At 34.2% G+C, this 14959-nt stretch carries 12 protein-coding genes; 4 read left to right on the forward strand and 8 right to left on the reverse strand.

All coding sequences use genetic code 11. The features are described 5' to 3' along the window. Positions 1–136: 136 nt before the first annotated feature. Positions 137–1558 carry a glutamate--tRNA ligase gene (gene gltX / locus AAGD66_RS01335; protein ID WP_264724180.1) on the reverse strand — a complete coding sequence of 474 codons (1422 nt, stop codon included), beginning with the start codon at positions 1556–1558 and terminating at the stop codon, positions 137–139. 149 nt (positions 1559–1707) lie between these two features. Between gltX and AAGD66_RS01340 the strand changes: the two genes are divergently transcribed. Both AAGD66_RS01340 and AAGD66_RS01345 read left to right on the forward strand, forming a co-directional pair. Further along, positions 1708–2370, forward strand: a complete 663-nt coding sequence (locus tag AAGD66_RS01340; RefSeq protein ID WP_264724182.1) for an ankyrin repeat domain-containing protein — start codon at positions 1708–1710, stop codon at positions 2368–2370. Positions 2371–2431: 61 nt separating this feature from the next. Beyond that, a complete protein-coding gene (locus AAGD66_RS01345) occupies positions 2432–4507 on the forward strand; it encodes an acetyl-CoA carboxylase biotin carboxylase subunit (protein WP_264724183.1) in 2076 nt (691 codons plus the stop codon). On the opposite strand, the gene AAGD66_RS01350 is transcribed toward AAGD66_RS01345, so the two are convergent. Genes AAGD66_RS01350 through AAGD66_RS01375 form a run of 6 tightly spaced genes read right to left on the reverse strand, consistent with a single transcriptional unit; the run spans position 4456 to position 9281 of the window. After that, a complete protein-coding gene (locus AAGD66_RS01350) occupies positions 4456–5730 on the reverse strand; it encodes a COX15/CtaA family protein (protein ID WP_264724184.1) in 1275 nt (424 codons plus the stop codon). The two genes, AAGD66_RS01345 and AAGD66_RS01350, sit on opposite strands and share 52 nt — an antisense overlap. After that, complete coding sequence (locus AAGD66_RS01355) at positions 5688–7286, reverse strand: glycosyltransferase family 2 protein (protein ID WP_319803554.1); 1599 nt, start codon at positions 7284–7286, stop codon at positions 5688–5690. The genes AAGD66_RS01350 and AAGD66_RS01355 overlap by 43 nt, the downstream gene beginning before the upstream one ends. A gap of 14 nt (positions 7287–7300) precedes the next feature. Then, on the reverse strand, positions 7301–7777 hold the full coding sequence (locus AAGD66_RS01360; RefSeq protein WP_065094793.1) for a hypothetical protein: 477 nt from the start codon (positions 7775–7777) through the stop codon (positions 7301–7303). Positions 7778–7785: 8 nt separating this feature from the next. Then, positions 7786–8265 carry a hypothetical protein gene (locus AAGD66_RS01365; protein WP_065094794.1) on the reverse strand — a complete coding sequence of 160 codons (480 nt, stop codon included), beginning with the start codon at positions 8263–8265 and terminating at the stop codon, positions 7786–7788. Between the two features lie 3 nt (positions 8266–8268). Next, the gene (locus tag AAGD66_RS01370; RefSeq protein ID WP_006014985.1) at positions 8269–8496 is read right to left on the reverse strand and encodes a F0F1 ATP synthase subunit C; all 228 of its coding nucleotides are present in this window, start codon (positions 8494–8496) and stop codon (positions 8269–8271) included. A gap of 59 nt (positions 8497–8555) precedes the next feature. Further along, on the reverse strand, positions 8556–9281 hold the full coding sequence (locus AAGD66_RS01375) for a F0F1 ATP synthase subunit A (protein ID WP_155968396.1): 726 nt from the start codon (positions 9279–9281) through the stop codon (positions 8556–8558). A gap of 229 nt (positions 9282–9510) precedes the next feature. Here AAGD66_RS01375 and AAGD66_RS01380 point away from each other — a divergent pair, with 229 nt between their 5' ends. Both AAGD66_RS01380 and pheT read left to right on the forward strand, forming a co-directional pair. Then, positions 9511–9774, forward strand: a complete 264-nt coding sequence (locus AAGD66_RS01380; protein ID WP_010962582.1) for a hypothetical protein — start codon at positions 9511–9513, stop codon at positions 9772–9774. A gap of 112 nt (positions 9775–9886) precedes the next feature. After that, positions 9887–12226, forward strand: a complete 2340-nt coding sequence (pheT, locus tag AAGD66_RS01385) for a phenylalanine--tRNA ligase subunit beta (protein WP_155968392.1) — start codon at positions 9887–9889, stop codon at positions 12224–12226. Here pheT and AAGD66_RS01390 read toward each other — a convergent pair. Further along, complete coding sequence (locus tag AAGD66_RS01390; protein ID WP_264724188.1) at positions 12217–14937, reverse strand: hypothetical protein; 2721 nt, start codon at positions 14935–14937, stop codon at positions 12217–12219. The two genes, pheT and AAGD66_RS01390, sit on opposite strands and share 10 nt — an antisense overlap. Between the last annotated feature and the right edge of the window lie 22 nt (positions 14938–14959).

Genomic DNA, 14959 nt, shown 5'->3' on the forward strand with positions numbered 1-14959 from the left:
AAAAATTAAACATAAGACGCCGATACATTAAGTAATCCTTACCTTTTAATCTGCAGATTGGCGAAAGCAAATACAATAGCTTCACTGTCATGATAAAGGGGCTGGCAAAGCTTGTCAAGAAATTTTCTTATTTCATTTAAATTGCTTGTAACCTTCTTATACACTCATCTTTACCAAGAATCACCATGATATCAATGATTCCAGGTGCATCCATTACTCCAGTTATAGGGGCGCGTAATGAGTGGTATACATCGCTTATTTTCATATCGTGCAATTTTGCACATTCCTTGATCTGAGAAGATAAAAAACCCTTATTCCAATTTTCATCACCGATCTTTGACAGAAATGATGCGAGTAACTTAATTATATTGAGGTTAGATTTGACAATTTGCTCAGCCTCTTCACTTAAATCAAGTGGCGGATCTCTTATATAAAACTGTGCTAAATCCAGCAGTTCAGCCAGGTAATTTGCTCTTTTTTTTAGTTCCGTTAGCCCCTGTAATAAATAGTTCTTTTTTTTGTCAGTTAGAGTATTTTCTCCAAGTATTAGAGCCAGAATATCTTCATTGCTCATATTACTAATATAGTGGTTATTCAAATGCTCCAGCTTTTTGAAATCGAGCCGTGCAGGTGAACGACCAATACTTTCTAAATTAAACCACTCTATTGCTTGCTCATCGCTAATAATTTCATCGTTGCCGTGACTCCAGCCAAGTCTCAGCAAGTAATTACGCATCGCTTTTGGCAATATTCCCATCTTTTCATAATCGCAAACGCTTGTGGCACCATGCCTTTTGGATAGCTTATTCCCATCTTCCCCATGGATAAGCGGCACATGTGCAAAGCGTGGAATGTCAAAATCAAGAGCCTGGTATATTAGCAGATGTTTAAAGGTATTAGTGAGATGGTCAGAACCGCGTATTATATCAGTTATTCCAGCATCATGATCGTCAATTACGACAGCAAAAATATATGTTGGAGTGTTGTCAGAGCGTAAGATCACTATATCATCAAGCTGGTTGCTATTTACTTTAATTTGGCCGTATATTTTATCATCAATAACGATCTCTTGCGAATCTGGCACTTTAAAGCGGACAACTGACCTCACACCCGATGTCATTCCAGCGCGTGACCACATATTTTTCCAGTATCGGCTACTTGGATGACAAGAAGGAGGTTTTGTAGTACATTTATGCTTGTATATCTTGCCCTCTTCTCTTGCTTTTATTTTCTTTTCTGCAACTTCATCCTCAGGGCAATAACAGTGATACGCCCTACCCTTCTCAACTAAAAGGTTTGCTACTTCTTTATGCCGCTCTATTCTTTTTGACTGATATACTATTTCCCCATCATAGCTCATACCGAGCCATCTTAGCCCTTCTATAATTGCATCAATTGCTTCTTGTGTTGAACGTTTTCTGTCGGTGTCTTCAATTCTCAGCAAAAACTTGCCACCATGATGCTTTGCATAGAGCCAATTAAATAACGCAGTGCGAGCCCCACCAATGTGCAAAAACCCTGTTGGTGATGGAGCGAATCTAGTGACTACGTCTGGCATATTTGTCTATTACAGTAATGTAAATGATGATAGCTAAAATTTATGCTTGTAACAATGTGGAATTTATTTATTCTGAGAGATAAAATCTACTTGTTTTTCGTAAGTTATGTTGTATAATTTAGTGTTGGTTAAATATAGCGAGGTATGTTATGGCTGACTTATTTGAAGTTGCAAAAGCAAGAAATAAAGATGAATTTGTCAGAATTTGCACAGAGAATGTTGCTTATGCAGCTAAGCATAGGCTTGATGAAAATGGGAACCCATTTCATATAGCAGCAAGTCAAGAAATTCTGCTACCTGCACTCAAAGAGATTATGAGAAATTTGGAAGAAGGTACTAAGAGTAAGGTTAAAAAAGCAGAAGAAGCTAAAAATTGGAAAGAATCAGAAAGATTAAAAGAGAAACTTAAGGATAATAAGAGATATATTAAAGAAGCACTCTGTGATAAAAGCTGCATTCTTCATGGGAGAGTAGCGGTAGCTCCTCTTTATTTTTTAAATGCTGCAGAACGGGAAGAAGCTAAGCAAATTGCAGGTATAAAGGGCGGTTTTATATGTAATAGCAAATTTCATTTGTGCTTATACATAATAGGAGCTATAGCGTGTATTGCTGCCTTATGTTTATCCTTGTACTTTTTATTTTTGGTTTCTCAATCTCTTGCACTAGCTTCAGTAGCTACAATAGCTTCTGGAGGATCTACATGTTTGTTGTTTAAGGCATGTAACGGGATATACGGCTTGTATGATGAAAGTACTATAGTGACAGATCCTGATGTTATGCAACTTTTAAATAGTGATTTAGCTGTAGCATGAAGCTAAAAATTACTTGCAGGCAATAATTTACTTTCTCAACTTAAGAAAGTATACTCATACGATGACGGAAAAGAAGTACAGTAAGATTTTAATAGCAAACAGAGGAGAGATTGCCTGCAGGATTATCAGAACTGCTCGTAGGATGGGTATATCTTGTGTATGCATATATTCGGATGCAGATGTAAATTCTGTGCATGTAAGACAAGCAGATGAGTCAAGATATATCGGCCCTTCGCCATCTTGCCTCAGTTATTTAAACATTGAAAAAATATGTGAAGTAGCAGTTGAAACAGGTGCTGAGGCAGTTCATCCTGGCTATGGTTTTTTAGCAGAAAATCCAGATTTTCCACGTGCTTTGCAAAAACACAATATAGATTTCATAGGTCCCAGTGCAGAAACAATAGAAGTTACAGCCAACAAAATAACAGCAAAAGAAGCGGCAAAAAAAGCTGGAGTGAATGTAGTGCCAGGATATATGGGTAAGATCAGCGATGCTGCCCATGCAGCTCAAGTTGCTGAAGAGATCGGTTTTCCCGTTATGCTTAAAGCTGCATCAGGCGGTGGTGGCAAAGGAATGCGAATTGTAAACTCCAAAAAAGAAATTGAACTAGCATTTACATCAGCCACAAATGAAGCAGAGAAAAGTTTTAAGGATGGCAGTATCTTTATAGAGAAATATATAGAGTTGCCAAGACATATTGAAATACAAATCATAGCAGATAAATATGGCAATATAGTTTGTCTTGGAGAAAGAGAATGCTCGATACAAAGGAATAATCAGAAAATAATAGAAGAAACGCCAAGTCCATTCATTAGTGAAGAAGTAAGACAAAAAATGTATGTTCAATGTGTTTCTCTGGCAAAGCAAGTTGGCTATTTTTCAGCAGGCACTGTTGAGTTTGTTGTAGATAAAGACCAAAACTTCTATTTTCTTGAGGTAAATACGAGATTGCAAGTTGAGCATCCAGTAACAGAATTTATAACTGGAATAGACATAGTAGAAGAAATGATTAGAACTTCCTGTGGAGAGAAATTGAGATTCAATCAGGATGATATTAAACTTACTGGTTCTGCAATAGAAAGTAGAATTTGCGCTGAAGACCCATCGAAGAAATTTTTCCCTTCCAGCGGAAGAATAAAATATTACGATAAACCGGGTGAAAATGATTATGTAAGAATAGATGATGGAGTTGCTGCAGGTTCAGAAATTAGCATGTTCTATGATTCGATGATTGCCAAAGTGATAACATATGGAAAAGATAGAGTAGAAGCGATCAGCAGAATGCAAAAAGCATTGTCTGAATGCTATATAGAAGGAGTAACAAATAATATAGAATTTCTAGAATCCATCTTCCATCACCCAAATTTTATCGCAGCAAAGCTCCATACGAGATTCATTCCAGATCATTACCCTAGTGGGTTTCACGGCGATTTTGTTACAGAGGAGTATATTAAAATATTTATTTTCACTGCGTTATATGTTCATTTGGAAAATGAAGAAAGGTACCATCATAAAGCAGTGAATGAAACATCTCAGGTGTCATTCCAGTGCGTGACACTGGAATCTAGTAAAAAAGAAGGGGCACCAGTATCAGCTACTCGGATGGCAGGTGACCGTGCAAGAGATTTATTCATAGTGAATATAAATGACAATGAGTACTCCGTAAATGCAAAATACCAAGATAATATATTAATAACGGTATATAATCACAATAAATACTCCGTTATAGGCAAGTGGAAATCAAGTTATAGATTGCTATATATCACAATTAATGACGATACCAATATAGCACTTAAAATAGAAAGACAAGGCAGCAAGTACTTCATAAGACATGCAGGTATGAAAGCTGAGTGTTGTATATTAAAACCTCATGTAGCTGAATTAAGTAAGTTAATGCTAAATAATGAAACAGAAGAGATTTCAGTAGATGTTGTAAAATCCCCAATATCTGGCTTATTAGTTAAATTACACGTAAATGTAGGAGATCAGGTGGAAATAGGACAACCTTTATTTGTGGTGGAGGCAATGAAAATGGAAAATATCATATGTGCTGAAGCAGCAATGGTGATAAAAAATATTCCCGTTCAAGAAGGAAAAAATGTGCAGATCGGTGATGTAGTCTGCTTTCTTAAATAACACAAGAAGTACAAACTTGACCCAAATAAGATAAATGAAAACACTTGATGAGCTATGGCAATGGCTATTGGTATGTGTAACAAAAGAGTAACCACTCCTAAAATTATCTGAATGATGATGGAGAGCAGCATAATATATACCGGTTTTACGCTAGCATTTTTTACTGTGAGTATTACTACCAAAGTTAGTATTAGCAATGCCAGTGCTCGATGTATAAATTGCACTGTCGCTCTGTTCTCAAAGATATTCAGCCATATAGGCTGTAAGAAAAATAAATCTTCTGGAACGACTTGTCCGTCCATTAGTGGAAAGGTATTGTAAATCAAACCAGCATTTAATCCCGCAACAAATGCGCCGAAAATTATTTGTATTACAATTAGAATCAGAATAAGTATTGTGTAATATATACTACTGTTAGTAGATTGAAATCCTGTCATCCGAGTAGCTGACACACAACTGTACGAACGCTTACTTTTGAAAATAAATTGCACAGCAAATGGTGTCATGAAAGTAGCTGACACTGGAATCCAGCTTTTACTATGCAGCCACTTATTTAAAGTTAAGTTTTCTGGATCCCAGTGTCTAGGCACTGGGATGACATCTTTCTTGGTGAAAATTACTCTTATACTGCAATGTTCGTATAGTTGTGTACGTAACACTGGGATCCATATTTGGTAATCAAAAAATTGATATGACAATAATGCAAAGATAATTAATGCTAATAATAAGTGAAGTGCAAGCCTATAGTGGCTAACATGAGGTTCAGTTACTAAACCACTTTTAACCATATACCAACCAGCAAAAGCTTGTAAAGCTCCAAATAATAATGCCACAAATAGCTTTATTACTACCTTTTTAGATATTTTTCTTCTTAATATGAAATATATAAATGGCAGGACAAAAACTAAACCTGTTAGTCTTGCAACCAATCTGTGTATATATTCTATTAAGTATATAGCGCGAAACTCCTCCATACTAATACCATAGTTAAGTGCTTTATATTCAGGTGTAGCTTCGTATTTTAATTTTTCTTGTAGCCAGTCTTGTTCACTCAGTGGTGGTAATGTTCCAGTAATTGGTTTCCACTCCGTGATTGACAATCCTGCTTTTGAAAGTCTGGTAAATCCACCAATCCCTACCATGAGAATTACCATGACCGAGCAGAGAAAAAGCCAAATAGCTACAGGTTTTGCTTCCATAAACCATGCTGAGTTTTGTTCCATCGCTCAGGGTAAAGAATAAATTCCCACAAGGCAAGAAAAGCTGCAACACTATGTAGCAGACTATAGACCGGAAAAAATATCGATACTATATAAAAATAAAAAGGCATCTTTTGCTGTTTGACAGCTATTACCAAAAGAATCAGGTTAGTAACGTATACCACTACAAAGTAGTACAAAAATAATTCATTTAAAACTTTAGTTAATATCAATGAAAGCAGTAAAAATGGAGTAGTAAAAAATATAAAAGCTGCAGAGCCAACAAAAAGATTCAATAGCAAAATTCCCTTAAATCCAGTGTGTTTATAAAGAGACTTTATATTTTTTAAATGAACAATATAAGTTTGCATATAGCCTTTGATCCAGCGCGCTCTTTGCTTAATCCAAGCAAATACAGCAATTGGTGACTCTTCCAATGTTTCTGAGTCAATCATCCTGGTTTTATATCCCATTTGCGCAAGTCTCAAACCGAGGTCAGCATCTTCGGTAACACTATAAGCATCCCAGAAAAACATTTTTCTTAGAATTTTTACTGAAAAATGATTACTGCTACCACCCAAAGGCATTGGCATGTTCATTTTTTGGAATCCAGGCAATAAGTATTGAAACCAGTTCATATACTCCAGAGAAAAGGATTTTGTGAGAAAATTACAATCACAATTATAGTAATTTAATTTCGCCTGTACACAGGCTAACTTATCGTCGCCCTTATTAAATTCAATCAGTGCTTTTTTTAACTGCAATGGGTCTGGTTTATCGTCCGCATCATATATTACTGCATACTTTCCTCTAGCAAAGCTCATAGCATAATTGCATGACTTGGCTTTTGTTCTAGGCAAAGAATGAGGCACTTTTATTACTTCAAAATACTGCGGTAAAGTGTACTTTTCTATAGCTGCTAGCGTTTCTTGGTCATCACTTTCTACCTGAAGCTTCACATCTAATTTTGATTTTGGATAATCCAAACTTTCAATGCTTTCGATCAATTGCTCTATCACTGCACTTTCTTTAAAAGCAGGCAATAAAATAGTATATATAGGAAAATCTTCTTCATTCAGCTTACTATAATCCACTTTTTGATTAGAGGTTTCACATAAGTTAAAAATTGTAGCTATAAACTTGAATAAATAACTAGAACATCCGATTATAAATATCAACATCAAAGCAAAATATGTATATTTCTCTGTTAGTGTTAAAATTGAAGTTACAATAAAGAAAGAAGCAAAAAATATTGAGCTTAGTTTAATGCTTTTAGCTGAAAAATTAGGATTCTTGTAATATAAGTAGTTGCTTGCAAATTCTGAAATACCAAAGTGCGAGTTAAGAAGATTTAAAATCTGTTCGCTATCCACTTTTATTAATACATAGTCAATACCGTAATGAGCTTCGACCCAACGGTTGATATCTCGGCTTGTGTCTTCAACCATAAAAAAAGTAGTATTATTTAATTTTTGCCAAGGAATTATATTAAATTTATAGTAAAAAAGTTTCTCTGGCTCTTTGCACAAACTAGAATCAAACTTAATTTTTTCTACATTATCAGCTTGAAGTATAGGCAATTGTTGCATTGAACCTAATGCAATTTTTTATTTAAGTCACGTGAAAATGAAGATATGACCTCGCTACTACGCTTATCATCTTTACGTTCATGCATTATTTTTTTTACAGCATCAGCAGCTATATTCGCTGTGTTAGCCTGTAAATCTCCAAGAGCTTTTTCAACTTGGTCAGTGACTTTCTTCAAGTTAGAATGGGCATTGTCATCTAATGTCTGATCTAGCTGCTGTCTATTGTGCTTAATGATACTATTAGCTTTATCAAGTGCTTCATTCATCATTTTATTAACTTCTGCATCTAATTCTTTGTATTTTTTAGAAGATTTTTTGTAATACTCCAACATATCTTTCCTGAATTTTTCAGTTTCTTCACTTGAAAATTTGCTTTTGTTACGCTTATTGTTAAGCGCATTTTTTATCACTTTCTTTAGCAATTTATACGAAAGGACAAAACTTACCAAGAAGGCAAGACCGATAATCAGTGATGTAGACATAAAAACCCCTAAAATTCTTTGGACACCAAGTCAGCAATAAATTCCTCTTCAATTTCAGAATTAGTCAATTTAGTATAATAAATTAAAGCAATACTAGTAGCCATTTGTTTTAACTGATCAGTATATTCAGATTTAAATTCTGCCACTTTTTTTTCAATAAGCTTGCTCTTTTTTTTATCTTCCTCTTCTAATATATTCTTAACATTAGCTCTCATTTCTTCTACCTGAGCAAGTGCATCATCTATGATTTTTTTTGCCTGTATTCTAGCTTGGTTTAAAGCGGCATTATACTTGGCAACCTGATCTTCCGTGAGTCTTAAAAGATGAACAGAACTATTAAAAGAATCCAATACTTCTTTACTTCTAGTGCTTATTATTTCATCTAACTTTGGCAAAAATAAACAACTTACTACGAAAAAAAGTGAAGAGAAAAAAATTAAAAACCAAAAAACTTGAGAAAAGAAGGTTGAAACATCAAGCTGTGGCATCTGTTAAGCAGCAAATATTAATAACATTGCAAGTACAAACGCAAGCAATCCCATGATTTCAACCATGGCAGCACCAATATAAACATAACTTTTCATTTTACCTTCTGATTCAGGGTTTCTCGCAATCCCATTTAACATAGCAGAGAAGATATTAGCTATACCTAAACCAGCACCGAGCATTCCAAACACAGCTAAACCAATTGCTATAAATTTTAAAGCTACTAAATCCATATATTACCTTTAATTATTTCTTTATAATATAATTGTAAAATATTCTACAAGGAAGTCAATTACTTTACTGCATCTGACAAATATACACATGTTAATATAGTAAATATATAAGCTTGTAAAATTGCAACAAATACTTCAAATCCTATCAATGCAATTATGAACAAAAACGGCGCAGGAGTGAAAAATATGTTCATATTTACAATAAACCCTGCTATCACTTTGATGATTGTATGACCAGCAATCATATTTGCTGCAAGCCTTATTGATAGGCTAACCGGCCTTACTAAATAAGCAAACAACTTAATAATAATTATTATAGGTGCAAGCCACGAAGGAGTTCCTTTTGGTAGCAATATGCGTAAAAATTCTACTCCCCTTTCTTTAAATCCAACAATCGTTATATAAATAAAAACCACCATCGATAAAGCGAAGGTGACTATCACATGACTTGTGACCGTGAAACTATAAGGAAGAACACCAACTAAATTACACGATAAAATGAAAATAAACACTGTAAATATCAATGGAATGTGCTGCAAGCCTTTGCTTCCAGTGTTATTTTCTATTATTGAAATAACAAAATCATATACATACTCAACTGCAGCTTGCAAATATCCTGGTATTACTGCCCCCTTCTTTATTCCAAAAAGCAAAAAGAGTATCACCAATATCACCGAAATCATCGTGAAAAGAGATGAATTGGTAAAGCTTACGTCATACCCAAATAACCTAGGTAACTCTATTACCGTATATACTTTAAACTGTTCCAGCGGATTTAATGCCATTTTAATCTGAATTATAAACAGTAAATAAAGTATGAATTTTATAGGACAAAGTCAAGAATTAAGATAAGGCTCTGTATTATTATAACATTAACATATTAACAAAATATGTAATTAGAATGTTAATTACAGTCAGCTCTGTATTTTAAAATTTACTAATCTTGTTAAATTATTCAATATCTTGACTTAATATCTTATTTTGATTATAATTTAATTTTTAGTGAGGTATATAATGAACGAAATAGATTTTATTAACACTAATCATCCTTTAAATTTGGAGCAGGAATTTGGTAACGGATACATCGAATCAGTAGATTGTTTCCTTGACGAAGATACTCGCGATTATTACATAGGACTCAACAATGCAATAATACACTTCTTTTTTGATGGTAACATTGATGAGGATGCCTGGGATTATGAAAGTCTTAAATTCTTTCTGGAGATAGATTTAAAAGGTGATATAGAAAAAATTCTTTCTCTTCGCAAGAAGATATAAAGTTACAAAAGCTTCTACATCATAAACAATGATGTAGAAGTATTCCACTACAACAAGCTTTAAAAGCACTACATTTTATATTACAATAACTTTTTCACTTCTTTTTAGGTCCATGAAATTCACATTATCTTGGTTATTAGAACACTTAGAAACCAATGCTAGTTTAGAAGAAATTACCGATAAATTAACTCACATAGGGTTAGAAGTAGAAGATGTGATCGATAATTCCAGATTGACTGGGTTTATTGTTGCAGAGGTATTAGAAGTCGTACCTCATCCAAATGCTGATAAATTAAAATTATGTAAAGTAAATGATGGAAGTAAAATTCTACAAATAGTCTGTGGAGCAAACAATGTTAGAGAAGGTATGAAAACTGTACTTGCATCTCTTGGTAGCACGTTGCCAGAAAGTGATCTCACAATTAAGTCCACAAAAATACGAGGAATGCTAAGTGAAGGGATGCTCTGCTCTGCTTCTGAACTTGCGCTGGTTCAAGAGGAAAGTGAAGGAATAATCGAGCTTTCCGATGATTATAAAGTAGGGGATAAATTTTTCAATTGTGACCCTGTAATTGATATAAATGTTACTCCAAACCGTGGAGATTGCTTAGGCATTTATGGAATAGCTCGCGACCTTGCTGCAACTGGAATTGGGACATTAAAGACTTTAAGCATTCCACAACTTACCAGCTCCATAAATTCACCAATCGATGTTGAAGTTACTGACGGGGAAAGTTTTATTAGTGGAATATACATCGCCAATGTAAAAAATCAAGAAAGCCCAAAATGGTTAAAAGATAGGCTGGAATCGATAGGAATGCGCTCCATTTCTGCAATAGTTGATATCACGAACTATATTATGATATCTTTCAGCCGCCCAATGCACGCGTATGATGCAAAAAAAATAGAAGGAGAGCTCACAGTACGCAAAGCAAACGACGGAGAAAAATTTGCTGGTTTGAACGGTAAAGAATACTTATTAAACAAAGACATAAGCGTTATTGCAGGTGATAAAAATATTCATGGAATTGCTGGAATTATAGGTGGTAAGTGCAGTGAATGTACTCTTGAAACTACTGATATCTTTTTAGAGTCTGCTTGGTTCGATCCCATCTCTATTACTAAATCTTCAAGGCAGCTCGGCATCTCCACAGACGCTAGTTACAGATTTGCACGTTCAGTTGATCCTGAATTTACTTTTGATGGACTCAACCTTGCAGCTAAAATGATTCTGGACTTATGTGGTGGAGAAACCTCAAGCGTAGTGTCTGCTGGCAGTTTAGATAGTGCTGACACCAAGGTGAGCTTTGATTATCAGGATGTGAACAAGTTTGGAAGTGTGTCTGTATCGCCTGATGAGGTGCTTGATATCTTAACGAAACTAGGGTTTAGTATTGATAAAAAAACCGAAGGCAATTGGAATGTACAAGTACCAAGCTGGAGACCGGACGTGACAATACCGGCTGACCTAATCGAAGAAGTAACAAGGATATACGGCTATGACAAAATAAAAGAAGAACCACTACCAAATAATGTTGAAGAAGTAGATAGTACATACGACAATTTGCGTATTTTGATGACAAACAGAGGGTTTCATGAAGTGCTAACCTGGTCGTTTATGAGTGAATCAACAGCTGAAAAATTTGGTTACTCGAATAAGTTATTTATCATCGATAATCCGTTTAACAATAGCTTTAATATAATGAGACCAAGTATTATGCCAAATTTATTGCAAGTTACTGCTGATAATATTGCCCATGGAATATCTGATCTTGCAATCTTCGAAATCGGGCCGATTTACGATGGTGAAGCTCAGTCTAAGTATGTTTTAAGTGGAATTAGGTCAGGAAATAATTTACCGCGAAACCATTATAATACTGATAGGAAAGTAGATGTTTTTGACGCAAAGGCTGATTGCATAGCAGCTTTGGAGTTTTTTAACGTTAATTGTGATAATTTAACGATAGAGAAAGCAGAAAAAGAACATTACCACCCAGGAAAGTCAGGCACTCTCTCTTTTAAGAATAAAGTAGCAGGTTATTTTGGAGAGTTGCATCCTAATATATTAGATCTTTTTGATATCAAGCAAAAAGTTGTAGGTTTTGAGGTAATACTAGAAAATATTGAAAATTTACCTGTAAGTAGAAAGAAATTTATCGATTATAAATACCAAAGTGTAAAACGTGATTTTGCATTTATAGTAAATAAGGATGTGGAAGTAGGTAACATAATCAATGTGATAAAAAAAAGCTCAGAGCTCATCACAGAAGTTTTGATATTCGATGTATACCATGGAAATAATATAGAACCGAATAAGATGTCTATAGCGTTGTCAGTTACTTTTTGCTCTCCAATCCACACTTTAACTGAAAAAGAGATCCAAAAAGAATCAAGTGCTATAGTTAATTTAGTATGTGAAAATACCGGAGGAACTTTGAGAACTTATCGTTGAGTCACAATCATAGTTTCCTGCCGTTGCTGTGTCACACTTACTTCATCCAATTTATTTCCAATATTGAATTCAATATCCTTGAAAAATCTATCCCACATTCCATGCAAATGCTCTTCTATTTTAGGCCACACATCATTTTTAAATGTTACCCCATCATCAGAAAATAAATTACCTAAAAAGGCTCCAATACCTTCATAATTTGACTGAAAACATTGAAGAAATGTCTCTCCTTCTTTATAAGTATTATGTGCCACATTTAACGCTTTTCTCTCTGTAGTCTCTTTATAAGCATTTGATGCTCCAATCTTTATTGCACCAAACATAACTTTACTCCAGTTCTTAACTTTCTGTATACAACCTTCACTATTTCCTGGTATATTATTTATTATATTTTTTGTCAAATTGTCTATCAAAGGAGACAATAAATTTTGACTAAAATGTTTGATATTATCTTTTGTTTTAATTACAGGATATTTGATGCGTTTTTCTGCTAAACAGTACTCCAGTTCTGCTCTTTCTAATAACTTCTTGATTTCTTTTTCATCAAAAGTTTCAAGCTTGAATACCTTCAGTAAATCATCTTCTATTACTGCAAATTTTATTTTTTCACGAGACGTTAGTTCTTCTTTATAATCATTTTTTGTTTCTTCATTTATCAATAATTCTTTTTTGCCTAATTCTAACTGTTTTAATGCTTTCAGAATTTCTTCATTCCTTTTTAAGAGCACTTCTATTGATCTTGTACCCGGATGCCCTTTTTCCCTGTTATTTTGTTCAGCTTGTAAACGCTTATTTTGATCTTTGAGTGTTTGTTCTAATGTAGATTTTTCTAAATGTCCTTCATCTTGCACGCGAAAAGCTTCAATTATTTCTGCTAGACCTGATTCACCATATTTTCTTAATTTCTTGCATAAACGTAAAACACCCTTTTTTTGTTCTCGAAGTAACCTTTGCACTTTATATTTTTTTATTTCTAAATACATCTTTTCTATAAAGTCATTTATTTTAGCTGAAGCTTCCTTATCCGATGGAACCTTTACTTTTTTTTCTAAATCTTCAAGCTGCTTCCTTAGGCTTTGCTTCTCCTTATCCGGTATATCTGATTGACTTAACTTACCTTGAACTTTTTTCATTACTGATTTTATCAGCCTGCGCTCAATCTCTTGATCATCATATTCGAATTTAAAAAGGTCTTCTAACCCCCTTTTTAAGGTGTCATTTGTTAAGCTACTGTTTTCATGTATTTCTTTTAATTTCTTATATATATTGTTACACCTTGTTTGACCTATTCCTCTTAAACGTTCAATTTCTTCTTTCGCATTACCTAAGGCTTTCTCTGTTGCTTGGAGATGCTTATTTTTATAAATATCAATTACTGTCCTTTTAACTATTTCGCCTTCCTTTATAAGCTTTTTCCATTCCGCCTCATGTACAGAAAATTCATCATCTTTTGAGTCTTCTACTTCCATTCCTGCGTTTTTCAAATCTTCTATTATAATCTCTTTTCTACTTGGTAATTCCTTACCTTGGCTCTCTAATTCCTGTCTCACTAAAGAATTTTTTATCTCATCTTCCAGCGAAAAATCTTCTCCCCGTCTATCTCGCTGAAACTTAATTGCTTGTATAAAGGCAACTTGATAAGCACTTTGTATTAAGTGACTTGTCAAATTAGGACCTATACTATCTACCACTTTCGACTTGAATTCGTTCAATAATTCCTTCAATTTATCATATGTAATCTCTTTCTTTTCTAGCTTTATCAGTTCTTCCATAGTCTTCGCAAATTCCTGAATAGAAGTTGCAAGCACATCCTTGATTTCATTGCGTAAGGGCTTAAGACCATTTTTTAAATTGATGTTAGTTGACAATTTCAGTACGATGCTATGCTCTGAATCCCGCGTCACATCAAACCACTTGTTATTTTCATTTTCATACAAATCTCTAAGCAATCGTTTAAATTGCGGTGGAAATTCTATTTCCATATCCCACGCAATATTTGGTCCAGTAACTTCCTTTTCATGAAAAGACACCTCAATATTTTGATGCTTATTAGAATACCGCCCCATACTTATTTTAAGAGCAGTAACTAAAGAGTGAGATAAATCTCTATTTAAAAGATAAAAAGTAGCCAAAGCAATTGTTGCAGGAACAACTAAGGCTACAAGTACAGCCATATTAACAAAAATTGCTATTGCAGCAAGAACACCATATGCCAATCTTTTTGGCACGCCAGTTTCACTCTTTTTTGTCTTATCTTCCCCTACACTGTCTTGTGTCTTGCTGTTTGCTTGAAATCTACTGCATACGACTAATCCCAGTGCAGTAAAAGCAATATAAGGAAGCATTAAAACTGACAGAGCTAAATTTAATATTTTCTTTTCTGGGCAAGTTCTATTTATTTCCTTAAATATTTCGCTTGATATATTATACCAGGAAGTAAAAAAATCAGAGTTATAATCTTTATAATGAAATATACTGAGTGGAACGTTAAAATTAGCTAACGGCTCTTGTTCTTCCACAGCATCAAAAAATTCTTCTTCCTCTTCTGAAGTAGCAAGACCTAAATTATTCCCTTCTTCTACATTAGAAACAGCTTCCATAGCATCAAAAAACTCTTCTTCCTCCTCCAAAGTAACAACAGATTCTGCTTTACCTAAACCACCACTATTGTTAACAACTTCTTCATAATCATCTGCAACAGCTTTATTCATATTATAACCTTATCCAATTACC

The organism is Wolbachia endosymbiont (group A) of Dendrolimus pini (assembly GCF_964026835.1).
Classification (GTDB): domain Bacteria; phylum Pseudomonadota; class Alphaproteobacteria; order Rickettsiales; family Anaplasmataceae; genus Wolbachia; species Wolbachia pipientis.